The organism is Faecalibacterium sp. IP-3-29 (assembly GCF_023347335.1).
GTDB lineage: Bacteria > Bacillota > Clostridia > Oscillospirales > Ruminococcaceae > Faecalibacterium > Faecalibacterium duncaniae.
In genome coordinates this window covers 1840602-1863544 of record NZ_CP094471.1, presented here as the reverse complement: position 1 = coordinate 1863544, position 22943 = coordinate 1840602, and the positions used below count along the sequence as shown (strand labels likewise).

The 22943-nt window shown below is 60.0% G+C and carries 28 protein-coding genes and 1 tRNA gene; 7 read left to right on the top strand and 22 right to left on the bottom strand.

Going from position 1 to position 22943, the window contains the following annotated elements:
- Nucleotides 1–51: 51 nt before the first annotated feature.
- The 3 genes from MTP40_RS08950 to MTP40_RS08940 all read left to right on the top strand — a co-directional run bounded on the left by MTP40_RS08950 (nt 52) and on the right by MTP40_RS08940 (nt 2300).
- Nucleotides 52–408: a helix-turn-helix domain-containing protein gene (locus tag MTP40_RS08950; protein ID WP_197039581.1), complete on the top strand. Its 357-nt coding sequence runs from the start codon at nt 52–54 to the stop codon at nt 406–408.
- Entirely contained in the window at nt 357–1253 is an 897-nt protein-coding gene (locus MTP40_RS08945; protein WP_249260079.1) for an IS3 family transposase, read from the top strand. Before MTP40_RS08950 ends, MTP40_RS08945 begins: the two co-directional genes overlap by 52 nt.
- A 192-nt stretch (nt 1254–1445) precedes the next feature.
- Nucleotides 1446–2300 carry a sensor domain-containing diguanylate cyclase gene (locus MTP40_RS08940; protein ID WP_242957869.1) on the top strand — a complete coding sequence of 285 codons (855 nt, stop codon included), beginning with the start codon at nt 1446–1448 and terminating at the stop codon, nt 2298–2300.
- Between the two features lie 117 nt (nt 2301–2417).
- On the opposite strand, the gene MTP40_RS08935 is transcribed toward MTP40_RS08940, so the two are convergent.
- Complete coding sequence (locus MTP40_RS08935; protein ID WP_005932044.1) at nt 2418–3407, bottom strand: nucleoid-associated protein; 990 nt, start codon at nt 3405–3407, stop codon at nt 2418–2420.
- 160 nt (nt 3408–3567) lie between these two features.
- On the opposite strand from MTP40_RS08935, the gene MTP40_RS08930 reads away from it, so the two are divergent.
- A complete protein-coding gene (locus tag MTP40_RS08930) occupies nt 3568–3945 on the top strand; it encodes a PH domain-containing protein (protein WP_035393789.1) in 378 nt (125 codons plus the stop codon).
- Between the two features lie 99 nt (nt 3946–4044).
- Here the strand turns inward: MTP40_RS08930 and MTP40_RS08925 are convergent, their stop codons facing one another.
- The gene (locus tag MTP40_RS08925; protein ID WP_097773703.1) at nt 4045–4296 is read right to left on the bottom strand and encodes a hypothetical protein; all 252 of its coding nucleotides are present in this window, start codon (nt 4294–4296) and stop codon (nt 4045–4047) included.
- A gap of 262 nt (nt 4297–4558) precedes the next feature.
- On the opposite strand from MTP40_RS08925, the gene MTP40_RS08920 reads away from it, so the two are divergent.
- Both MTP40_RS08920 and MTP40_RS08915 read left to right on the top strand, forming a co-directional pair.
- Entirely contained in the window at nt 4559–5494 is a 936-nt protein-coding gene (locus MTP40_RS08920) for a helix-turn-helix domain-containing protein (RefSeq protein ID WP_117476924.1), read from the top strand.
- Nucleotides 5495–5529: 35 nt separating this feature from the next.
- Nucleotides 5530–6849 (top strand): MATE family efflux transporter, encoded by a 1320-nt coding sequence (locus MTP40_RS08915; protein WP_249259198.1) that lies wholly within the window; start codon nt 5530–5532, stop codon nt 6847–6849.
- Nucleotides 6850–6936: 87 nt separating this feature from the next.
- Here the strand turns inward: MTP40_RS08915 and MTP40_RS08910 are convergent, their stop codons facing one another.
- From MTP40_RS08910 to MTP40_RS08895, 4 genes are read right to left on the bottom strand one after another with little or no spacing between them, the layout of a single operon-like run.
- Nucleotides 6937–8295: a carboxylesterase/lipase family protein gene (locus MTP40_RS08910; RefSeq protein WP_207684153.1), complete on the bottom strand. Its 1359-nt coding sequence runs from the start codon at nt 8293–8295 to the stop codon at nt 6937–6939.
- Nucleotides 8296–8312: 17 nt separating this feature from the next.
- Complete coding sequence (locus MTP40_RS08905) at nt 8313–9284, bottom strand: ATP-binding protein (protein WP_156076089.1); 972 nt, start codon at nt 9282–9284, stop codon at nt 8313–8315.
- 9 nt (nt 9285–9293) lie between these two features.
- Nucleotides 9294–10220, bottom strand: a complete 927-nt coding sequence (locus tag MTP40_RS08900; protein WP_249259197.1) for a DnaD domain-containing protein — start codon at nt 10218–10220, stop codon at nt 9294–9296.
- Between the two features lie 8 nt (nt 10221–10228).
- Nucleotides 10229–10603 (bottom strand): hypothetical protein, encoded by a 375-nt coding sequence (locus MTP40_RS08895; protein ID WP_097770564.1) that lies wholly within the window; start codon nt 10601–10603, stop codon nt 10229–10231.
- Between the two features lie 142 nt (nt 10604–10745).
- Here MTP40_RS08895 and MTP40_RS08890 point away from each other — a divergent pair.
- A tRNA-Gly gene (locus tag MTP40_RS08890) sits at nt 10746–10821 on the top strand.
- Between the two features lie 244 nt (nt 10822–11065).
- On the opposite strand, the gene MTP40_RS08885 is transcribed toward MTP40_RS08890, so the two are convergent.
- The 16 genes from MTP40_RS08885 to MTP40_RS08810 all read right to left on the bottom strand — a co-directional run bounded on the left by MTP40_RS08885 (nt 11066) and on the right by MTP40_RS08810 (nt 22936).
- Entirely contained in the window at nt 11066–11335 is a 270-nt protein-coding gene (locus MTP40_RS08885) for a phage holin (protein WP_249257162.1), read from the bottom strand.
- A gap of 17 nt (nt 11336–11352) precedes the next feature.
- Nucleotides 11353–11637, bottom strand: a complete 285-nt coding sequence (locus tag MTP40_RS08880) for a hypothetical protein (protein ID WP_097770017.1) — start codon at nt 11635–11637, stop codon at nt 11353–11355.
- A gap of 5 nt (nt 11638–11642) precedes the next feature.
- Entirely contained in the window at nt 11643–11912 is a 270-nt protein-coding gene (locus tag MTP40_RS08875; RefSeq protein ID WP_249257161.1) for a hypothetical protein, read from the bottom strand.
- The gene (locus MTP40_RS08870; protein WP_249257160.1) at nt 11909–12559 is read right to left on the bottom strand and encodes a GH25 family lysozyme; all 651 of its coding nucleotides are present in this window, start codon (nt 12557–12559) and stop codon (nt 11909–11911) included. Before MTP40_RS08870 ends, MTP40_RS08875 begins: the two co-directional genes overlap by 4 nt.
- Nucleotides 12540–12710, bottom strand: coding sequence for a hypothetical protein (locus tag MTP40_RS08865; RefSeq protein WP_249259196.1), 171 nt, complete (start codon nt 12708–12710; stop codon nt 12540–12542). Before MTP40_RS08865 ends, MTP40_RS08870 begins: the two co-directional genes overlap by 20 nt.
- A 63-nt stretch (nt 12711–12773) precedes the next feature.
- A complete protein-coding gene (locus MTP40_RS08860; RefSeq protein WP_249257158.1) occupies nt 12774–13097 on the bottom strand; it encodes a hypothetical protein in 324 nt (107 codons plus the stop codon).
- 11 nt (nt 13098–13108) lie between these two features.
- Nucleotides 13109–14566 carry a hypothetical protein gene (locus MTP40_RS14460; protein ID WP_269076661.1) on the bottom strand — a complete coding sequence of 486 codons (1458 nt, stop codon included), beginning with the start codon at nt 14564–14566 and terminating at the stop codon, nt 13109–13111.
- Nucleotides 14567–14578: 12 nt separating this feature from the next.
- Nucleotides 14579–15586, bottom strand: coding sequence for a siphovirus ReqiPepy6 Gp37-like family protein (locus tag MTP40_RS08850; protein ID WP_249259195.1), 1008 nt, complete (start codon nt 15584–15586; stop codon nt 14579–14581).
- On the bottom strand, nt 15583–16455 hold the full coding sequence (locus MTP40_RS08845; protein WP_249257156.1) for a phage distal tail protein: 873 nt from the start codon (nt 16453–16455) through the stop codon (nt 15583–15585). Before MTP40_RS08845 ends, MTP40_RS08850 begins: the two co-directional genes overlap by 4 nt.
- A 15-nt stretch (nt 16456–16470) precedes the next feature.
- Nucleotides 16471–19749 (bottom strand): phage tail tape measure protein, encoded by a 3279-nt coding sequence (locus MTP40_RS08840; protein ID WP_249257155.1) that lies wholly within the window; start codon nt 19747–19749, stop codon nt 16471–16473.
- 181 nt (nt 19750–19930) lie between these two features.
- Nucleotides 19931–20527: a Gp15 family bacteriophage protein gene (locus tag MTP40_RS08835; protein WP_207684144.1), complete on the bottom strand. Its 597-nt coding sequence runs from the start codon at nt 20525–20527 to the stop codon at nt 19931–19933.
- The gene (locus MTP40_RS08830; protein ID WP_249257154.1) at nt 20520–21047 is read right to left on the bottom strand and encodes a DUF6673 family protein; all 528 of its coding nucleotides are present in this window, start codon (nt 21045–21047) and stop codon (nt 20520–20522) included. Before MTP40_RS08830 ends, MTP40_RS08835 begins: the two co-directional genes overlap by 8 nt.
- Before the next feature lie 66 nt (nt 21048–21113).
- Entirely contained in the window at nt 21114–21668 is a 555-nt protein-coding gene (locus tag MTP40_RS08825; RefSeq protein WP_207684142.1) for a phage tail tube protein, read from the bottom strand.
- A gap of 4 nt (nt 21669–21672) precedes the next feature.
- Nucleotides 21673–22122 carry a hypothetical protein gene (locus MTP40_RS08820; RefSeq protein WP_117533262.1) on the bottom strand — a complete coding sequence of 150 codons (450 nt, stop codon included), beginning with the start codon at nt 22120–22122 and terminating at the stop codon, nt 21673–21675.
- Complete coding sequence (locus MTP40_RS08815) at nt 22119–22526, bottom strand: hypothetical protein (RefSeq protein ID WP_207684141.1); 408 nt, start codon at nt 22524–22526, stop codon at nt 22119–22121. The genes MTP40_RS08820 and MTP40_RS08815 overlap by 4 nt, the downstream gene beginning before the upstream one ends.
- Nucleotides 22526–22936, bottom strand: a complete 411-nt coding sequence (locus MTP40_RS08810; RefSeq protein WP_207684140.1) for a hypothetical protein — start codon at nt 22934–22936, stop codon at nt 22526–22528. The genes MTP40_RS08815 and MTP40_RS08810 overlap by 1 nt, the downstream gene beginning before the upstream one ends.
- Between the last annotated feature and the right edge of the window lie 7 nt (nt 22937–22943).

The window sequence follows — 22943 nt, the reverse complement described above, 5'->3', positions numbered from 1 at the left end:
CCCATTTGTTAGACAGTATGGTATACTGTTTAGGAAATGGGGTGTTTTTGTATGCCAAAGGGACAACGAAAGTACAACGGAGCTCAAAAGGTAGAAATCATCAAACAGCTTCACAATGAAAAATTAAGCTTTTATGAAGCATCCAGCAAGTATGGAATTCCAAGACGTACGCTTCAAGATTGGGAGCGCATCTATCTGGAAGAAGGCGAAGAGGCACTTCTGGTAGAACGTCGAGGTCGAGCCTGTGCCGCCGGTGGGACACAGAAAGGTCGGAAGCCAAAGCTGGATAAGCAAGTAGAAGAAGATCTGATTGCAGAAAATCAACGGCTTCGGATGGAGATCGATTACTTAAAAAAATTGAACGCCTTGGTACTGGAAGAGGAACGCCAAAACAGAAAGCACAAGTAGTTCAGGAGCTAAGGCAGAAATATCCATTGAAAGCATTGCTGCAACTTGCCGGACTTCCTCGCAGCACATTTTACTACTACCTGCATCGGTCTCAAAATCCTGCGAAGTACCAGATGGTAAAAAAACAGATCATTACAATCTTCAATGAGAACAAGAAGCGATACGGATATCGCAGAATTACACAAGAACTACACAACAACGATATTTGTGTGAATCACAAGACGGTTCGGAAACTCATGAAGCAGCTGGGCTTAGTCTGTCAGGTTCGCGCAAAAAGAAAGTACAACTCCTACAAGGGTGAAGTCGGAGAAGTTGCGCCAAACTTGCTGGAACGGCACTTCAAGACAAACCAGCCAAATCGAAAATGGGTCACAGATGTTACTGAATTCAAAGTGAACGACCAAAAACTCTATCTGTCTCCAATTCTCGATCTGTTCAATGGCGAAGTTGTCAGCTATAACCTGAGCCGCCATCCAAATTTCAAACAGATCACGGATATGCTGGAAGGTGCTTTTCAAAAGCTGCCGGACAAGGTTGACAATCTGATTCTGCATTCGGATCAGGGCTGGCAATACCAGATGAAGTCCTACCAGAATCTACTGAAAGCAAAAGGAATTACGCAAAGTATGTCTCGGAAAGCCACTTGTCTGGACAATGCGGTTGCCGAGAACTTCTTTGGACTGCTCAAGACAGAACTGTTCTATTTGGAAAAATTTGATTCCATTGACCAGCTTGAAAAGGCCATTATCGATTACATCGACTATTACAACAATCGCCGAATCAAATTAAAACTAAACGGCCTGAGCCCTGTGCAATACAGGATTCAGACCGTTGGGGTCGCTTAATTTGATTTTTGTCTAACTTTTGGGGTTCATATCAAGATGGGTCAGCGGCCTTTCTGTCTGCACCGAGGGTGGAGTCGTCCGCTTCCGGATCGTCGAGGGAACGCAATTAACACTTGCAAAACAGGTGCATCGCTCGTATAATAGAATGTGGTAAAATAATAAAAAAGAGAAATGGAAAGGAGGGGCCACAGGATGCAGTGGATCGATGCGATCGGCTACGAAGAAGTGATGACCTTTCTGCGCAGTACACCGGCGAACCTCTTTTTCAAGGATACGGAATGCCGTTATCTTTTTATTTCGGACGTTAGGACTTTCTTCCCCTACGGAGAAGGGCAGGAAGAGGATGTGCTGGGCAAGACAGATCTGGAGATCTGGAGCAGCGAGGAACAGGCCCGCTTTTATTATGAGCAGGACCAGAAGGTGCTTGCCACCGGCAAGGGAACCGGCTATATCACCGAGGTGCCCCGGAAGGATGGGACGGCATACTATCAGATCAAAAAGAACCCCGTTGTGCTGGAGGGAAAGATCATCGGCATCGTGGGGCTTATTGGTGATATCACCGAACGGGTGCGGCTGGAAAAACAGGCCGAGAACTGGGCCGTCCACGATGAACTGACCGGTCTGTATAACCGCAACTACCTGAAGGTAAAGGGTGCAGAGCAACTGAAGGGAGCCATCATGCCCATCACGATCATTATGGGCGATTGTAACTACCTGAAGCGTGTGAATGATGCCTACGGCCACGAGTATGGCGACCTGCTGCTCAAGCGGGTGGGCCGGGTGATCCGGGAAAACCTGCCGCCGGAAAGCGTGGCCCTGCGGATGGGCGGCGATGAATTCCTCATTGCCTGCAACCACTTCTCTGCAGAAGAGGCCGAACAGCTGATCGAGAGGCTGCACGGGGAGCTGGCCCGCCAGAGCGACGACCGCCTCAAGCTGGATGTTGCCTTTGGATACCATACCGTGACAGAAGGCCCCTTTGATTATATCGCAGTCTACCATGCTGCCGACCGGGATATGTACCGGAACAAGCGCAAAAACCGCTGAAAATGCGGATGAAAAAGCCTCAGCCCGATCTCAAAGGGCTGAGGCTGTTTTGGTGATCTGTTACATCAGGGCGGTGAGCACCAGCGCGCAGAGAGGGAAAACGCCATCTGCGGCGGCTTACAGGATCACATTTTTGATGAGCAGGGAAACGCTGCCGTCCGGATCGTGGAGGAACTCCAGCTCGGAATCGGAGTTCAGCAGTTCGGTGGGGATCTTGACCTCGATGCCGTTGGCGGTGCGGATGCTCCGGCTCTCCATCCGGCGGATGCGGGCGGGGGTCACGGTGACAGGAGCGGCGGCCTCTTCCAGCACCTCGCTCTTCTCCACATAGTCATCAAAGGGCACAGCGGCCAGCGGGTATTCCTCGGCCAGCTGCTGGCGCACCTGCTCCACCGATACCTGATTGTCGTTGTCGGCAGCCTGGTTGGCAATGAGCATGGCCACCTGCGCGTCGGCATGGGGCTCATCCTCATAGGCATCCTTCACAGCCTGTGCGGCGGCCTCCTGAATGGCCTGCAGCTTCTTTTTCTCGGGCTCGGCCTGGGTATACTGGAACACAACAGAGGAGAGGTAGAACTCCTTATGGCCGTCGATGTCGTATTTCTTTTCCAGCAGGCGCATGGAGTAGTCTGTCAGGTTGACAAGCGCACCCTCCTCCACCTTGCCGCTCTGGGTGGGCAGGCAGGCCCGCTGCTGGATGATGGAGTTGACCGGGGCACCTTCCACGGTCTCGGTGTAGTGGGTGTAGCCGTTTTTATAGTTCAGCTTGAGGATGCCCAGCCAGGGCGCGCCGTCCCGGGTGAAATCCACCACGGCCAGGTCCGCCCCGGGGATGGTGGTGTGGGCGTGCATGTAATCGAACAGCACCCCCGCAATGCGGCAGGACAGATCAATGAAATCCTGATTGTGCTCCAGCTCGTTTCGGAAAGCCGAATCCGGCAGGGGGCGGCACTGGCGGATCTCATCGCTGGCCAGCAGCTTTTCGATATGATTCTGTAAGTAGGCGGTCTTTTCGGCAGTCAGCTCCATGCCGCCGCCGCTGAGCACCGGCGCGTCCAGCGTGGTGTCCAGCACATGCAAAATTGCCTGATGGATGATGATCTCCATGGGTCAAAACCTCATTTCCCGGGTGATTGTGATGTTCCTGCCCAGTATAGCACATCCGGAGCAAAAAGGCGAGAGGGAGCGCAAAGGCTTGTCAACCGCCGCCTGAGATGCTACAATGGGGCTGACCAAACATCCGGACAAGCCGAAAGGGGAGTGTGTTATGGAATTTCGGGACAAGCCGATGCAGAACCTCATCCGCATCAAGGAAAAGGAGATCTGCAAAAATGTGCAGGAGCTGCTGCTGGACGGTGAGCAGATCGTGGGGGCTTACAAGACCGTGCGCGATCAGGCTGTGTTCACCACCCACCGCATTTTTATGGTGGATATGCAGGGGATGACCGGTACCCGGCAGGAGATCTTTGTGCTGCCCTACCGCAAGATCCTGCATTACGGCATCAAGACGGCAGGCTTCGGCGACCCGCTGCAGACCTCAGAGCTGACGGTCTGCTTTGCGGATGAGCACGAGGCGAAGTTCGGCTTCATCGGGCAGGATGAGCTGCTGGCGGTGGCACGGGCCATCAGCCGGTGCATCCTGTAACAGAAAAAGAGAAAACGTAAAACGCCCGTTCCGGCTTCTGACCCCGGAGCGGGCGTTTTACATTGCTGTAATATGCGAAAAAAGGAGAATGTCGAAGGGTCAGCAGGCGGTGCGCTCTCTGCGGCCGGCCTCAAGCATGTAGTGCAGGAAGCCGGAGACATCAGCAGGGTCGGTGACAGAGATGTCAAAGCCCTTGGAGGGAGCGTCCATCATCTGGAACAGCTCGGTGGCGGCGTTGTCCTTTTTCAGGTCACAGGTCTCGCCATTGGCCAGGTGCAGGAGCACACTGCCGCGGCTGGCGGCTACCTGCTGCATGAAACGGTCTTTATCAAGATACTGGATGCGAAGCATAAAAATACCTCCCACAAAGAAATGTTTTATTCTGTAAGAGTCCCCCGGGCCAGGTTGCCCATGCGGGACGATCCTTGGGAACCGGATCAAGCCGTGCCGGGGGTTGTTTTCCGCCCCCTGCGGTGTTATACTGTGCTTGCTGGTTCTGATGAAATAATACCACGAAATCGGCACGATAGATAGAATAAAAACACCCGATTTGTACAACAAAATCGGCATTGACAAAAAATATTCAAAGTATTGCGGAAAGGAATTGTTCAATATGGCGTTTCAGACAAGCTGTGTCTCTGCTGCCAATATCGTTACCGGGCTGACCTTCCAGCAGGATGTTATGGCCGATGCCGAGGGGCGGGAACTGGTCCAGCATGGCAGCGCCCTGTTTCCCATTGCCTGCTACGCGGAGAACCTGAAAAGCTATTCGGTGGCCTGGCACTGGCACGAGGAGTTTGAGTACATACTGGCCATGAAGGGCCCCCTGACGGTGGACGTGAACAAGACCCGGGTGACCCTGCAGACGAATCAGGGCGTGTTCCTGAACTCCGGCATCCTCCACGCGGTGGAGCAGGCGGAAAAAGGGGAGGCCCTGCTCCACTCGGGCGTGTTCCACCCCCGGCTGGTGGGCGGAATGGACACCATCTTCTGGCAGAAGCTCATCCGACCCATGCTCCAGCCGGATGCCCCGGCGTTTTTTCTGCTGGATGGGGCAGTGCCCTGGCAGGCGCAGGTGCTTGCCTGCCTGCGGGAAGCCTGGCAGGCGGTTGCCGTGGAGCCCTTTGATTACGAGAACCGGGTGCGTTATTATCTCTCTGCGGCACTGCGGCTGCTGAGCACCCAGTGCGTGGGCGGCAGGACCAAGGTCTCCCAGCAGGAGCAGATCGCCGCCGAGCGGATGAAGCAGATGCTCCGCTTTGTGGAGGAGCACTATGCCGAGGAACTGACCGTGGAACGCATTGCGGCCAGCGTGGCTCTGAGCGAGAGCGCCTGCCTGCGCAGCTTCCGGCAGATGCTGGGCATCACGCCCATCCAGTATGTCAAGCAGTTCCGGGTGGAGAAGGCCGCCGAGCTGCTCCGCTCCACCCGGCTCAAGACGGGCGAGATCGGGATGGAGTGCGGCTTTGCAGATGGCAGCTACTTCATCAAGACCTTCCGGGAGATTAAGCACTGCACACCCAAGGAATACCGCGCAAAATTCTGCTGAAATGTCTGAGATAGAAACAGGAGGAAATGATCCCCATGCAGCACAGTCTGACCCAAGGCCCCATTACAAAGAATATCCTGCTGTTTGCCCTGCCGCTGATGTTCGGCAACCTGCTGCAGCAGATGTACAACATTGCCGACACCTGGGTGGTGGGCCGCTTCCTCGGCGCGGATGCGCTGGCGGCGGTGGGGTCCTCCTATACCCTGATGACCTTCCTGACCTCGATCCTGCTGGGCCTGTGCATGGGCAGCGGCGCGGCTGTGTCCATGCAGTATGGCAGCGGCGAGACCGAGAAGATGCGGCAGAGCGTGTTCCAGTCTTTCCTGCTCATTGCGGGCATCGCCCTGGTGCTCAACCTGCTGGTCTATCTGGGGCTGAACGGCATCCTGTGGGTGCTGCGGGTGCCCGCAGAGCTTTGCCCGCTGATGAAGGACTACCTGCTCATCATCTTTCTGGGCATTGCGGCCACCTTTTTGTATAACTATTTCGCAAACCTCCTGCGGGCCATCGGCAATTCCGTGGTGCCGCTGGCGTTTCTGGCTGTATCAGCCATCCTGAACGTGATCTTGGATCTGGTCTGTGTCCTTGTGCTTGACTGGGGTGTGAAGGGTGCCGCCGTGGCAACTGTCTTTTCCCAGTATGTGTCCGGGGTGGGCATCGGCTTGTACACCCTGAAAAAGTTCCCGCAGCTCTGCCCGAAACGGACAGACTGCAGGTGGGACCGGAAGAACCTTGCCAATATCCTGAATCTTTCGGTGATGACCAGTGTTCAGCAGTCCATTATGAATTTTGGCATCCTAATGGTGCAGGGGCTGGTCAACAGCTTCGGCACGGTTATCATGGCGGCCTTTGCGGCGGCAGTGAAGATCGATTCCTTTGCCTATATGCCGGTGCAGGATTTTGGCAACGCCTTCTCGACCTATGTGGCCCAGAACTACGGAGCCAACCGGCCGGACCGCATCAAAAAAGGGATCCGCAGTGCCGGGCTGACAAGCGCGGTGTTCTGCATCGTCATCAGCGTGCTGGTCTGCGCCTTTGCCGCCCCGCTTATGGGAATCTTCATCGACCCGGCTCAGACCGAGATCATCGCGGCGGGCGTGCAGTACCTCCGCATCGAGGGCGCGTGCTACATCGGCATTGGCGTGCTCTTTCTGCTCTACGGCTATTACCGGGCGGTCAACCAGCCAGGGATGTCGGTCATCCTGACCATTGCCTCCCTTGGCACCCGTGTGGCGCTGGCCTATCTGCTTTCTGCCACGCCGCTGGGCGTTACCGGAATCTGGCTCAGTGTGCCCATCGGCTGGGCACTGGCAGATGCCATCGGCATTGGGTATTATTTGAAGAAGAGAACATAAAATATCCCCCGCTGCAAAACGTGTTCTGGCACGTCTGCAGCGGGGGATATGTTTTTCTATTGGAGCTTGAGATGATCCGGATGGAGCTTATTCCCCCACGGCGGGGACGTTCTGCATCGTCCAGAGGAGCTTCTGGACATCTACGCTGCCCATGTGGGTGGGTTCCTCACCAAAACGGAGGAGATTGGTCTGCTGGGCGGTAACAGTCTGCCACTGGGGCAGGTCTGCGCCGTTGGGGTCGCCGGTCTTGGCAAAGTTGGTCAGGTAATCTACCATCTGAGCGCTGAGGGCGGTGTCCTTCTCAGTGAAGGGCCGCCAGCAGTGAGCCAGCGTGCCGAACCAGTACCACAGGTCGCTGGAATGCCAGGCACCACGGTCATCACCGGGGAGCTGGCGGTCGAAGAACCAGCCATAGCTGTCGGCGTTCCGGGCGCACCAGTCCTGAGCCATCTGGTAGAGATAGGGCGGAACGATATCCTCGCTGGTGAAGCCAATGAGGTAAGGAATATGGTGCTGTTCGTCGGCAGCCAGCGTCTCAGGGCCGGTCTTGACCTGGAAACGGCCATCCACCACGGGCTCACAGCCCATACCCTTGAATTGGGGCTGGGTGCGGACGGCATCCCAGGCTGCAAACAGTCTGGCGGGGGCGAGGGCACGGAACTCGGCCAGCGTGCTGCACCCGGCGGTCTCCATGACTTGCTTCCAGAACGGGTAGTGGGCCTCAGCGGGCTTGGCCGTCAGCATCTGGCTCACGCCGCCGCCGCTGCTCATCACGGCCTTGGAGAACAGCCCCCTGGTGATGGGGGAGAGGACGAGCTGCTGGACGCTCATGGCACCGGCGCTCTGGCCCATGATGGTGATGTTGTTGGGATCGCCGCCAAAGGCAGCGATGTTGGCGTGCACCCACTGCAGGGCCGCCAGCTGATCCAGAAGGGCATAGTTGCCGGTGGATCCGGCCTCATCGGCCAGCTCGGGCAGGCAGACAAAGCCCATGGGGCCGAGCCGGTAGTTGATGGTCACAGCCACGCAGCCTTTGGTGGGCCAGACGGGGCCGTCGAAGTGTTTCTCGTGGCCGCAGCCGCCGGTAAAGCCGCCGCCGTGAATGTAGAAGATGACCGGCAGTCTGTCCCCGGGAGCTGCGTCAGCAGGGGTCCAGATGTTCAGGAACAGGCAGTCCTCGCTGTAGGTGTAAGTCTCGCCCTTGCGGAACTCGTTGTAGTAGAAGGCTTTTCCGGGTGCGGCGGCTTCGTCATAGAAGGCGCGGGGCTGGTAGCAGCAGGCACCGTACCGGGTGGCATCGTAGACACCGTCCCAGTGGGTGATGGGGACGGGGAACTCCCACCGCCCGGCGGTGGCGTAGCGGATGCCCTTGTAAGCGGCAATGCCCGGCCACTGGCAGGCCGTGCCGGAGATCATGCCGCAGGGCGTGGTGCGCTCAAAGCTCATGGGGAAACCTCCTTATCTTACTCTGCCGCTTTCAGGCCCCGGATGTCCTCGCCCGCAAACAGGCAGGGGACAAAGGAGGAAAGACGGCTGGAGATCTTTTCGGTGTATCGCTTTTCCAGCAGGGAACCATCCGCAATGTTGGTGGTGACGATGGTGGGCAGACCGGCTCCCAGGCGGTTGTTCAGCAGGCTGTAAAAAGTGGTGATGAAGTAGGGGGTGACGAACTCGGTGCCCAGATCGTCCAGGATCAGCAGGTCGGCAGCAGAGGCGGTGCGCAGCAGGGTCTCGGCATCCTCGGAGGAGTCGAAGCGGGCGTTTTCCAGCTTGCCGAAGAAGTCCGGGCTGGAAACGTAGATCACGTCAAAATCCTTTTGCAGCACGATGCCCGCAATGGCAAGGGCGGCGTGGGTCTTGCCCAGCCCCGCGTTGCCGAAAAGCATCAGGCTCTCGCTGTTGTGGTCGAATTCCTCAGCGTAGCTGCGCAGATCCTCCAGCAGGCCGCCCATGTAGGTGCGGACAGGCTCGCCCAGCTTCTCGTCCATGGTGTTGGGGTAGTACCGCAGCTCCATGGTGTCAAAGCTGGAAATGGACAGGCTGGACAGCGCCTCGATCTCCTCCCGGCGCAGACCCTGCATCAGCTTGTGAACACAGGTGCAGGTGCGGCCCTGCACGCTGCCGGTATCCTGGCACAGCTTGCAGGTGAATTTTGGCTCCAGCGCATCCGCAGGGCGGCCGCTGGCGGACAGCAGGGCGGTGAGCTCCTGCCGGGCTTTGCTCAGTGCGGCGGCGGCTTCGGTGCGGTCTTTTCCGGCAGCGCCTGCCAGCGCGCAGCGGATGCCCCGCACCCGCACCTCGTCCTCAGCGTGGCGCAGGGCCGGGATGGCGGCCTCCGCCTCCAGCCGGGCATCCTCGGCATTGGCGCGGGCGGTCTGCCGCCGCAGAGCCACCGTGCGCAGGGCGGCTTGATACAGTTCCTGTTTGGTACGCATAAAAGCTCCTTATTCTGCAGGTGTGTCCGTCTTTTTGCGGAGCGGACGGCGGCGGGCAGCGTTCTTGAGAAAATCGTTTCCGCTGGGTTCGGCGCGGTCCACCCGGAGGTTCCGGCTGGCACCCATCCCGGCCACCGGGCCCCGCACATCGTGGACGGTGCGCAGGCCCTTGGCGTTCCAGGTCTTGAGGATGCTGTTCCAGTACCAGAGATCCCGCTTGGGTCCGGCCTGTACGGCGGCCTCCTGCACCATGGCATCATCGTAGCCGTAGACCTCGTACCAGCGGGCAATGGCCTTGCGCCCGCCAAGGGTCAGCTCGGTGTCGGCAATGCCCAGCAGGCCGCTGACGTACTGCTCCCGCTGGGCGCGCAGGGCCAGCAGCTGGAGGTGTGCGTCGGCCTGTTCGCCGGTCTCCACACCCTCGGCCCGCCAGACTTTCAATTCGTGGCTGACGGCACCCATCGTCCGCTTGCCCCGGCTGGCCACATAGGCCACGCAGAGCATGACGGTCTCGGGTGCAAAGGCCTCCTGTACATAGAAATTCACCAGTTTTTCCATTTCGGGGTGGGTCAGCGGACGGGCAAAGCTGGTCTGGGCGCAGTCGATGAGGGAGGAGATCATGGGGTCGGTGCGGCTGGCCGTTGCGATCTCGCTCCAGGTCATGGGGGCAGGGGCTGTGGGCTCTTCGCCCGGGGCGGCGTTCTCCTCGTACCGTTCCAGCAGACCTGCACCGGCCCAGAAGGACAGGGCACTCTCGGCGGTCATCTTGCTGCGGAGCTTTAAGTCGGCGCAGAGCTTCTCCGGGTCAGTGATGCCGGTGGCCAGCACATACAGAGCCACCCGGACGTTATATTCCTCCGCAATGCCCAGCTTGGAAAAGACCAGCTGCGGCACCGGGATGGTGTCACCCTTGAATTCTTTCAGTCGATAGATCATGGTGCACCTCAGTGTTGTGTTTCGGCATCCGGTTCCGGTGCGGGCGGTGTCCAGGGCTCGCAGTCCAGGATGGACGGGTGGGCACTCCAGCGTTCCGGTTCGGCGTTGTAGGCATCGTTCAGATATTGGGCGACTGCGGTGCGGCCCTCCTCGGTCATCGGGAAGATCTCCCGCCGCCGCAGGGCCGGGTCGGTCTTGTCCAGCGTCCACGGCTCGGGCCAGAGATCCACCGTGAGGATGGCCTCTTCTTTTTTGGCCTCCTCGCCGCCGTCCGGGTCGGGGACGGAGCGCTTGCCCGGGGTGATGAGGTAGCGCATCCCATCCTCGTTGCCGCTGAATGAGTTTTTGTTCTGCAGATAGTGCAGCATGGGCACAAAGATCATGTAGAATTCCTTCCATTGCGATAATCTATCTTTCATTATAAAGCAACTGGCGCAAAAAGCAAGTTTTTTCCGCCTGCCGCGTTCCGACAGAAAAAACTGTTGACAAAACCGCTGCACTTTGCTACACTAATGGAGCAGTCCTGCAGGGTTAGCTCATCCGGTAGAGCGACTGCTTCCCAAGCAGTAGGCGGCGGGTTCGAGTCCCGTATCCTGCTCCATAAAAAAGAACGCCAGTTCGTTGAGAATTGGCGTTCTTTTTCTTTTGATCACCCACTTTGTAACCCACTTGACTTTTCGTAAACAGAGCACAGCCCCGGACAGCGATCTTACTGTCCGGGGCTGTGCTTTATCAAATCGCCCGGCGGTTGCGCCGTCCGGCTGCCGGGAGGTGTCGCAAAGTCCCCTCCATGGTACGCGCTATCAGGAGGCGGGGAGGGGACAGCCGCAGCGCTGCGGTGTAGCTCACTTCTTCCCCTGCATCTGATCCAGCAACTCATCGGCGCGGATGGCCTCGGGAGTAAAGCTGTTGTTCTCCCACCATGCCCAGATGGCGGCAGCGGTGGTCAGGCCAGCGGTCACCCACTGCTCCACGCTGGCGCTGTCGATGGGCAGCACCGGCTTGCCTGCTGCACTCAGCAGCTGATTGACGAGGGCCAGTGCCAGCACAACAGTGCGGGCGATGGTCGCGGCGGGGATGGCGGGGGTGTTGTTCCCAGTGATGTGTGCGTTCATATTGTCAGTTCCTTTCTTCAGTCGTGGATGGGTAAAGCGCAGGCTCTCTTGTACAATTCCGTACCGGTGCCGTTGCCGCCCATCACATGATAGGTCTTGTAGAGGTAATTCAGGTTGCGCAGGCCGTCGCGGGTGATGTACCCCAGCTCCATAAAACGGTAGCACTCGGTATAGATGCGGTCGTGCAGCAGGGCCAGCACCGCGTCCCACAGGGCCTTGATCTTGGGGATGGCGGCAAGGATCGCGCCGCCGATCAGAGCACAGAGCCACCCGGCCCAATACTCCGTGATAAACTGCCACATCGGTCTCACCCCTCCTCATCATCTTCCCACGCCTGCTGGATGCGCTGTCCGTTGTGACACACCGCATCCAGAACGGCATCTGCTTGGATATTGGATGCCAGCAGGGCCTTGTCTTGGGTATTCATGTTGTAGTACCCCGTGAACACCTCACCATCTGCCAGAGGCGCTGCTACGGTGATGCGGTCGATCTTGTGCTCTTCCAGTGTAGCTAGAACCTCTGAGAGCCAGGGTGCGTATGGTGCATCTGAAATCAGATAACTTGCCGTCGGTCTCACCCCCTGACCTGCCCCAGCCCGGCCCTCTGGATGATGGCAGCATAGTCCTTGTAGGCCACGCTCAGGTCTGCGCCCTTGGCGATGCCGGGAATCTTGCCGCTGCTGGTGTACTGCCACATCCCGAAGAGCCAGCCGGGGGAGGGCTTCTTGGTGCGATAGGCTGCCAGCCATACGTCGTAGGGCTTGAGGGCCGCGCCGCCCATGTAAAGGTTGGTCTGCCCGAAGTTCAGGCCGGTGTAGAGCATGGCGTACACGCCCCAGCTTTCCACCACGCTCAGGCAGTGGGTCACGATGTCGGTCAGGGCGGACTTGCTCAGGGCCGCCTGGAGCTTGTCCTCGATGTCCACAGCCACCGGCAGCTGGAAGGCTCTGCCGCCCAGCGCCTGCTTGAACAGGGCCAGCTCCTTGTCGGCCTGTGCCTTGGTGGTAGCCTTGAAGTAGCCGTACACGCCCACCGGGATGCCCAGGCGCTGGCACTCGGCGTAGTTGCGGGCAAAGAAGGGGTCGATGTATGGCTTGCTGGGCTTGCCCTCTTTGCTGTTGCCCATGGCCCGGATCATCACGCCGGAGATAAGGCCGCTGCGCTTCACCGCGTCCCAGTCAATGCTGCCTTGCCAGCGGGAAACGTCAAGTATTGTTCTGGGCATTGCTCTGCGCCTCCTTCTCGGCCAGCAGCTCGGTCAGCTCCTTGTACTCGTCATCAGTCAACTTGCTTGCGGCATAGAACACGTCCAGCTTGGTGCTCATGCCCTCCAGATTGCCGCGTTCGATCATGCGTTTACAGGTACGGTACAACATAGGTTTGTCCTTTCCGGGGCGCTGCCCCATCTTAAAATGTTATCATCCTCTTGGCAGAGGGTTTTACTCAGTGATCCCCAGCTCCAGCAGGGTCAGCCGGTAGGCCTGGTCAACGTTCAGCGCATCGGCATCTGCCTGGGCGCTCTCCACCGTAGCAAGCCGCTCCTCCAGTGTAGGGGTCGGCTTCGGTGCATCGGCAGGGTCTGGCTGCGTGCCAGCCTCCACCACAACGTAGGCCTCCGGCTGGTCGTCCATGCTCCACAGGGCCTCGCCCACGGCAGCCGCTGCATTGTGGGCGGTAATGGCTTCCACAACGGCAGAATAGGCATCACATTCTTCCTGCGTGATAACCGGCTTCGGGATTTTTGCTCCGGGTTTGATCTCCATTTGCGTTCACCTCACATCCAACGACCAAATGCAATCCAATGGACTTTTACTGTTCCACCAGAGGTGTTAATACGCATGCCGGTTGTACTACTGTCTTCAAAACCAAAATTATAGCTCTCAGGATACTGAGCATCCAGTGACCCAATAGGTGTATAATTTGTATTAGCAAAAGACACAGGAAAACCCACTCTCCCACCGTAATTGGTTCCCCAGCATATCTGCGTACCATCTGAAAATCTCACCCAGTTGCTGCCGCTGGCTGCTACTGCCGAAGCACCCGCCGGGCCCTGCGGGCCGGTCGCGCCTGTGGGACCTCTGGCTCCAGTTGCACCGGTAGGCCCTTGCGGCCCCTGTGGTCCAGTGGCTCCGGTTTCGCCCTTGGGGCCCTGCGCACCGGTATCTCCTTTGTCGCCCTTTGCGCCTTTCAGGCTGGCGATCCAGGCGGCTTCACTGCCGGTGTACCCCAGCTGAACAGCCAGCGCATAGGCCGACTGACCATCAAAGGCTCCGGCTTCCTTGGCCTGCTTCACGGCATTGGTGGCCGCATTGGCCGCGCTGGTGCTGGCTTTCTCTGCTCGGTCGGCATCGGCCTTTGCCGCCCCCGCGCTGGTAGATGCCTCCTCGGCCTTGGTGGCGGCGGTGGAAGCGCTCCCCGCAGCGGCGGTGGCCTGCTCAGTGGCAGTTTTTGCCGCAGCGGTGGCCGTCTTGGTGGAGACCGCTACGTCGTTCAGGGCCGCGGTGCGGGCCTGTGCGATGTTCTGCAAGGCGGTGCTGTGCTCCGTCTCCGTGTCCTGCAGGGCCCGCTTGGCGGCGGTCTCACTGGTCTTGGCTGCCTTCTCGCTAGCGGCGGCGTGGGTCTCACTCAGGGCTGCTGCGTCCTCGCTGGCTTTGGCGGCAGCGGCACTGCTGGTAGCTTTCTCCTCCAGTGCGCTGATGCGCTCCCGGGCAGCGGCCAGCAGCTCGTCGGTGGGGATGCCGGTCACACCGTCCCGCACGAGGCCGCAGAGCGCCTCGTCCAGCCGGGTGTCAGTGATCTGGCCCGTAGAGATGCTGATGGAGCCTGCCGGGCGGGTGATCTCGGCAAGGCAGAGGTCGTAGATCAGCTCGGTGCGGGAGATGGCCGGGGCCGTGGGTGTGCTGGATGCCGTGCCCTGCAGCACCTGCAGGCTGGCGGCTCTGGCACCGGCATCATAGCGCATGACGATGCGGTCGATGCGGGGGAGAGACGGGTCGGCCAGCGGCATGGTCAGGGTGTCGGCCTCCCGCTTGGTGATGGAGTAGCCGGTGAATCGGCTGGGGTGCACCCAGCCACGGCCCGCCCCCACGGTGACCTTCAGCCCGCCTGCGGCTGTCACCGGGAAGTCCTCATCTCCGCTGAACACGCCGCTGGTGAGGCCCGCAAGGTAGGCCGCCACATCTGCGGCATCGAAGTCGTAGCCGTTGGCGGGGTATAAAACGATTTTGCTCAAAAGATCATCTCCTTACAGCTTGCGCCAGACCGGCGTGCCCAGCCGCACGGTGCGGGTGGTGCTGTCGCTCTGGCTTTGGGTGATGACATCAGCCACCCGGACGGTGGCCTTGTAGCCCAGCTCCGGGATGGTGCAAAAGGCAACGTCACCGGGGGAAAGGCCCTCGGCATCGATGGTCAACTCAATGGAGCCGGTACGGAGCTGCTCCAGCAGTTTATTCGTGCCCCGGGCCATGAGCCGCTCGAGGTAGGCTTGGCTTTTGGTGGTCTCGCCCTTTTCCTCGTCCGGCTGCACGTCCCGAGCATCGACGTAAAGCTCCCGTCGGTCGGCACCGGTGGCATCCGTCAGACCCACAGTCACGGTGGCCCGGGCATCGCCCTCGCCAGCGCCCTGCACCACAGCAACGTTGGCGTAGTCGGAATCCCCGAAGGCCCACGCGGCCTGCTGCAGGTTGCCCCACTTTGTGCTGAACCTGTTGTTTGGGTCAGCGGTGGGCCGGTAGACCTCGAACAGCAGCTTCTTGTCTGCGTTCTTGCCTGTCAGCCGCACCCGGAAGCCCAGGTCGCAGGCCGCGCCGATGGTCATCAGGTAGTCCATGATACTGCCGCCGGAGGTCTGTGCAGTGTAGGTGGTGTCAAAGCCCACAGCAGCACCCAGCTCCAGCTTTGGCCATGGCTGCATTGCACTGACCAGTCTGCGCATGGCGGCTTCGGCGTTCTCATTCTTCACGATGCTGGTACAGACCCGCTTGGTGAAGATCCACGTCCCCGGGAAGCCGGTGACCACTAAGTTGCTGTCTTGATTCTCGTTGCTCCGGTGGCAAATGCGCATGGGCACATCGCTGTCACTGCGGCGCAGCCAGCGGCCCTCCCGGAGCAGGGACAGGTTCTCCTCGGTGGGTCTGACTTCCAGCGTGAACTCGCCCGCGGTGTTGTAGGGCTCGTCCCAGTAAAGGCTCACCCACACCTCTACCCGGCCCAGCCGGGCGAGGGTCAGCTCATCCAAAACATCCAGTGTCACGAGATCACCTCCGGCAGAATGCCCGAAACCATGGGATAAAAGCGCACCGTCACCTGCAGGCTGGTCTCGCCGCTGTCGGCAGTGGCCTTGAGCAAGTTGTCTCCCGGGGCCAGCTCCAGCAGGTCAGAATCTTCATCCAGCAAAGAAAAGATGTTCTCCTCCGTGCCGTCCTCTGTCCGCTTGACGGCCAGCTTGTCGGTGGTGGTGCGGTAGATCTCGATGACCTGCCCTGGGGTCAGGGTGGTCAGGATGCGGATGCTCTGGCCCGTGATGATGTTCAGCACGGTGGGGTTGACCACAGTGCCGTCGCTCTTGAGGGTGGCCGTGAAGGGCACCGCCAGCGCCCCGGGGTTATAGGCATTCAGCCAGCCGACGGAGGTGCGCACGCCGAAACGGTGGGGTGTGCTGTAGTTGATGGGCAGCCTGAAGCTGGGCACAAAGCCGTTGATGCAGAAGCTCTGGGCGGTCAGGTCGTACCAGAAGGGTTTCGGGCAGAAGAGCATGAAGGCCAACACCGGGTAGGGGTGGATGCTCTTTGTGTAGGGGGTCTTGGAAAGCACGAAACGACAGAAGAATTTATCCTCGAAATACATTGTGCCGCTGGTGAAATAGGGCAGCTTTTCCAGCAGTAATTCCGCATCCGCATCGCCGTGGGAGCTGTGGCAGTGGATGATGAGCTCACGGCTCACCCCGGCCACGCTCTGGCGCTCCACGCTCACGCCCACCTGGTTCACGCCCTGTGCGGTCTGCACGTCCACGTCTACGCCATTGATGGGGTCGAGGGAGTAGGGCGTGCCGTAAGCCCACCCGATGTCGAGAGTGGCCCCGGCATCCGTGACCAGCTGCAAATGGTCTTTTCTGAATGGCATTGTGGAGCCCTCCTTTCATCGTTTCTGGGCCTTGGCCCGGTCGGCTTCCCAGCGGGCTTCCCGCTGGAGGTCTGCCGCCGTCTGGGCCTTGGAGTAGATATTTTGGATGATGTTGGTGTCACCCTCCCGGTGGTAGTTGTTGGCGGCTGCGGCCACCTGTGCCGTGCCGGATGCGGCCACAGACCGGCTGATGGCCATGTTGTCACTGAGGACAAGGCTGTTGGCCTGCCGCACCATCTCGGCCAGCTTGCTGTTTGCGGCCAGCAGGGCCTCGGTGTTGGCCTCCACAGCGTCGGTCAGGTCTTTGTCCGGGGTGGGGGCTGTCGGCGTGGTGGAGCCAGGTTTTGTGCCTGTGGTGGTCTTAGCGATGTCATCCAAACTGCGCTCCACCTTTGTCTGGAGGCCATCCACATAGGTGGTCACGGTCTTGTAGGAGCGCTCCACGCCGTCCACCAGCTTCGTGCCTGCCTCGGTGACGGTCTTGGTCACCCGCTGGGTGATCTTGCCGGTCTCGTCCTGCAGCTTCTCTGTGAGCACCTTGGTGGTCACGGTGCTGCCGTCGGCACTGGTGGTCTTGCTGGTGTCGGTCATGCTCTCGATGACCTTCTGGGAGTTGGTAGACGTGCCGGAGCTGCTGGGGTTGTTGATGGCTTCCTGCTGCTTCTTCCGCTCGGCCTGCCGGGCCTTGCGGTCGGCAGCGATTTGGTTGGCATAGTCCCAGGCGGGGTTACTGACATAATCGAGCGTACCGCCATAGAGCCACGCCACCTTGTTGTACATCCAGATCAGGCCGTTGATGAGGACGACGAAACCCTCGATGCCCGCCGCCACGATGCGCATCAGGCCCTCGAAGATGTAGCTCATAAAGTCCTCGACACCCGCCCAGACGGACTGGAAGCCGTTGGCAACGTTTTTATTGGTGCCGCTGAAGTTGATCAGCGCACCCGCCAGCATCCCGATGAGGGAGATGACAAAGAGGATGGGGTTTGCGTCCATGGCCACATTCAGGGCGGTCTGCCCGGCTGTGGCGCTGGCCGCTGCCGGGACGAACTGTGCCACCAGACCCATGGCCAGATTGGCGAGGTTCCCGAACACGCCGCCCAAAGCGCTGCCCAGCTGGTTGAGCGCCCCCATGGCCACGCTCTGGATCTGCGCCTGCTGTTCCTTGGTGCAGGCCTGCCAGAAGTAGGAAGCGGCCCACAGGCCCAGGCTCTCGAGGTCGCCATCCTTGAGGGCCGTTGCCAGCGTCTCGATGGCCCCCAGCGCATCTGTCTGGATGTCGGCCTGGATCTGCGCCCATCCCTCGTCCAGCTTGGTGCGGAACTGCTCCGTGATGGTAGCTCCTACGGTAGCAAAATCCGGCCCGTTGGTGGAGAGGGTCTGGGCAATGCTCTGGATGGCCTGCTCTGCCGCCGGTGCACCGGTGTTGATGCCGTTGACAAGGCCCTGCGTGACGTTTTCGCCGATCTCGGTGAACACCTTCGAGGGCGAGTGGATGCCCAGCAGATTCTTGACGGTGGAGACCAGCCCGTTGACCTTGCCCCTGACGTTGGACACGAGGGTGTCCCACATCCCGGTGATGCCGTTCAGCAGGCCGTTGACGATGTTCTCGCCGATGTGGCCCCATTCATCCATGCTGCCGTCCCACACGCCGGTCAGCTTTGCGATGCAGGCGAGGGCGGCTTCGCCCAGGTTCTCGATGCTGCGGATGATGCCGTCTACCAGAGTGGTCAGCAGGGCCGCGCCACAGTTCAGCAGATCTGGCAGATGGGAGATCAGCGCGGCAGAGAACTTTGCGGTCAATTCCGCCGCTGCTGTGATCAGCTGGGGCAGGTTGTCGGTGATGCCGATGATGAGCTGTTCCAGCAGCTGGATGCCCGCGTCCATCAGGTCTCCTGCATGGTCTGACAGATAATGGGTGAACTGAACGATGACCTTTGTGGCACTGTCAATCAACGAGGGAAGGTTATCAACGATGCCCTGTACCAGAGCAGCCATCACACCGGCAGCAGCATCAAGCATTGCAGGTGTAGCTGCTACGATATCCTCTGCAAGCTGAACGATGATCTCTGTGCCGGAGGTTGCCAGCCCCGGCAGCTGCGCAGTCACGCTGGCGGCCAGATCGGAGATGATCTGACCCGCTGCCTGAAGCATCGCCTCGGGGCCACCCTCAGACAGGGCCTTTGTCAGGGTAGAGAAGCATTCGGAGCCCCACTTGGCTGCCTCGTTCAGGCTGGGCTCCAGATAGTCGTAAATACCCAGCTGCAGGCCCTCCAGGGCGCTCTGCATGATGGTGACGGAGCCCTGCAGGTTGTCCAGCTGTGTCTCTGCCATCTGGGCCATAGCGCCGGAGTCACCGGCTGCCTCGCCCGCTGCGTCGATCTGCTGGGCCAGTGACTCCCACTGCTCACCCTGCGCCGCCAACAGGCCGTTGACGGCTGCGAGGTCGGTCTTGTTGAACAGCGCGTTGATGACGCTGTCCTTCTGCCCCTGTGTCAATCCAGCCAGAGAGCCGCTCAGGTCGGTCAGGATGTCGTCCAGGCCGCGCATATTGCCCTGCGCATCGTACACCTGCAGGCCCAGCTGCTCCATGAGCTTGGTGGCATCATCGGTGGGGGACTGCAGGGACAGTATGATGTTGCGCAGGTGCGTGCCGCCCTCTGCGCCCTTGATGCCGACGTTTGCCAGCAGGCCCAGGGCGGTTGTTAGCTCCGTGGTGCCGCCCTTCAGATTCGCGGCGGTGCCGCCCACTGTCAGGATGGCTTCGCCCAGCTGACTGACGTTGGCGTTGGCTTTGCTGGCCGCCTTGGCCAGTTTGTTGCCGAACTCGTCCACATTCTGCTTGTTGGCCTCGAGGTTCAGCGAGGCCATAGCATCGGTGACCAGATCGGACGCATAGGCCAGATCCATGCCGCCCGCTGCGGCCAGGTTCAGGACGCTGGGCAGCACCTCAGCAGCCTTGTTAGCATCGTAGCCAGCAAGCGCCAGATAGTTCAGAGCGTCCGCTGCCTGTGTAGCAGTGAACGCTGTAGTGCTGCCCATCTCCTTGGCCTTGTCCGTCAGGCTCTGGATCTGATCCACACCCACGCCCATGGTGGCGGCCACCTGGGACATGGAGGACTGGAAGCTCATGCCGACACCGACAGAGGTTTTTGCCAGCGCTGTCAGCTTTCCGGTAGCAGCTTGCGTCAGCCCGGAGATCAAATTGCCTGCGGCTACCGACATCGCGCTCAGGCCCTTATTAAAGCCGCTTGCGTCCAGCCGGGTATCGCCGGTAATACTGTAGTCCGCCACTGTGTCCACCTCTCATTCGGAGCACGGGCACAGGGGCACAGGCTGTTATAACTTGATTTCTATCTCCCGCTTACATGCGGGGTTCTTACATTTCACCCACAAACCGTGGGCGCAGGCTTCGGGAGCCGCCCACACGGGCAGCGCTCTGCCGCAGAAGGGGCAGGGCACCGGGGCGCGGGAATCAACCGAAGCGGTCGAGGAAAGCGTCCTCGTGCTCTTGCAGGGTTTCGCGCCGCTTCACCCCCTTCAGCCCATCCGGCAGGGCAAAACGCTCTTTCAGGGTCTCGTAGTAGTCCCGGTCGGCTCTGTCCATATCGGAGGTATCCTTGCCCCGGATCTCCACGATCTTGCCCAGCGACGTTTCCGGCGGCAGGGCATGAAGCAGTGCTTTGAAGCGCCACCAGTGCACCTTGTCAGCGGTCAGGTCGATGCCGTAGGCCTGCTGAAAGGCCCCCACGATGTAGTCAGCATCGCACCGGTAGTCCAGCACAGGCTCGTCCTGTGGGTCGCTGCTGCTGCCAGTCCCGGTGCGCTCCTCGTCCTCGGGGCCGCCGCCCTGGCAGAAGCGCACCAGAGATTCAAAGGCTTCCTGGTACTGCACTCCGGGCACCGGCTCTACAAAGAACCGCTGAACGGCTTCACAAATCATCCGGGCGCTGTCCTCGTCAGTCTTGGCGCGGCGGGTGCGGATCAGCAGCCAGATCATGGGCCGGAAGTCAGGGTCGATGGCGCGGCCCTCCCACTCGGTGGGCAGGGTGTCCGTCAGCAGGTCATGCATTGTCCAGTGCCTCAAGCTCTGCCTTCAGCTGGGCACGGCGGGCGGCCTTTGCCGCTTCCTGTGCTCGGAAATCCACCACGGCGGGATGTGCCTTGACTGCGGCCCGGCGCTGCTCACGGTTCATGGGGGCAGGGATGGCCTGTGCTGCCGAAACCTGTGCTGCCGAAACCTGTGCTGCCGAAACCTGCGCCCGCTCCTCGGTGGGGTGGATCAGCGCGCTGGCACTGGCCTTTTCTGCGGCCATGGCCTCGGCAAAGGCCTTGCTGACCGTCAGGCAGGCGTTGAAGTTGCTGCCGTCCAGCCCCAGCTTCTCAGAAGCACCCTCGCCCAGAACTTCGTCCAGGTAGTCCATAAAGATGCGGCACTGGAAGCGCAGCCAGGCAGGGTAATCGCTCTCGGGAGTGTAGCGGCTGCCCTCCGTCCGAGCACGTTCCTGCTGCCGGGTCTGTGCAGCCAGCATCCGATCCACGTCGTTGGCGTTCAGGGTGGAAAAATCAAATTCAATGCCGTTGATGATCATGGAAAATCCTCCTGTTACAAAAAGGGCCCCCGTTCACCGGGGAACGAGGGCTGTGTGGTGTTGTTATCAGACCTTGGCAGCCTTGGTGGACTGCGTGTCGGCCTGAGTCAGGGTCAGGTAGTTGAACTCAGCCGGAACGCCAACACCCTTCACGTCGCAGGCAAAACCTGCGGAGTTGCTGGCGGAGCCGCTTGCATCGGAAGTGACGATAAAGGCAGCTGCGCCCTTCTCGCCCTTGCCGGTCTTTGCGCTGAAGTAGATATAAGGGAAAACCACCTCAGTGCCGGAGCCGAACTTGATCTTGTGGGAGAGCAGGAAATCCTGCGCAGGGTCGCCCACGCAGCGGTTACCGTTCAGGGAGAAGGTGCGCTGGGTCTCGCCCTTCTCGGTGACAGTGCCTGCGCGGATATAGGCCACGTCCTCGGTGGAAGCGTTCAGGGCACCGGAGTGCTCCTTGACACGCTCTGCAAACACGACCCAGTCGCTCTCCTTGGTCTGGGTGGAGGCATCGGTCTGGATTGCAAAGATGAAGTCATCGGCTTTTTCGGTGCCGGTGTAGTCCGCGCTGGGCACGATGCCCTTCTTGGTCTTGAGCGCGGTCAGGGTTTCGGAAACAGTCATAGGGTTATCTCCCTTCCTGATAGTATTGAAGTTGAAGCTGAATTTGGAATCGGCAGGTGTTGGCATCCTGGTTCAGGATGTACCCCGGGGAAAGGCACACCACAGCCTCTGCCTTTTTATCACCTGCCAGCTTGGGCAGATTCTGCGCGGAGGTCTGCGTCTCCACCCAGTCGGCGAAGTCGTCCCAGAAGGAGCTGTTCGCGGCCTGCTCCACCACGTTCTGGGTGTAGCTCATCCGAGAAGCCAAGACGTAGTTCTTGGCCCTCAAGCTGCCCCTGATGTACTGCTCCAGAATCGGCGCGGTCGGGGTGCTCTCCAGGGAGAACTGACAGGGCTCTGCGCCCAGATAGTCGATGGAGAACGCCACATCGCCGTCGTTCAGAGAAGCGGCAAGCGGGCAGGAGGCCAGCCATTCCAGCATGGCCTGAATGTCGGGGGTCTTGGTTTCGTTCATTTCAGCTCCTTCTGCGCCCTGGCCTTGACAAAGGAGATGAACTCCTGCCCGTGGTCATTGACACAACGTTCGCCCCAGTGGGGGCCTCGTCCGTCCTCCCGCACGCCCCGGCCACAGGGCAGCCGGTAGTACTGGGCGGCGGCGTAGGGCGTGGCCTGCACGATCTGCCCACTGCCGAGAACGGTATGATCGTTCGTGCTGCCTGCCAGAGCGCCGGTGCGCAGGGGGATGTATGGTTTTACCAGCCGGACAAATTCGCCGTCGGCCTCCTTCTGGAGCCGTTCAAAGGCTTCTGTGTACTGCCCGGCGAGGTCTGCTTTCCAGCAGATGCCGAGGTTCAGGTTGCCCTTCTGCCCCAGCTTGACATCTGCGGGCTGGTTGATCTTCAGCAGAGGGTTGGCCATCAGCTCACCTCCACATACCAGTGAGGGCAACGTCCGCTGCGGTTGTCCTGGACGCACGTTACCGTCCCGGTGCGCCCGCTTGGTAGAAGCACCTTGTCCTCCAGCGCTACTGTCCACCGACGGTCCCGGAGCGCGGCCTCTGCGGCCTTGAATGCCTCGGGGGTGAGGAACGTGCTGCCAGCCGGATTGGGGCTCTCAGCAGCCCCCTCCGGGGCTGCTGTGGTGTGGCCGGGAAAGATGCAGAACGAAGTCTGCTCCTGCCGGGCAAAGCCGGGGGTCTCTACGTGAGCGCTGCTGACTTCACGACAGCTGACACCGGACAGTACTGTGGTGTAGCTCTTGCTCACAGTGCCCTTGCGGATGATGTGAGTGATGGTGACAGTCTGGTCTGCGCCGAGAGGCTTTCGCATCGGTTGA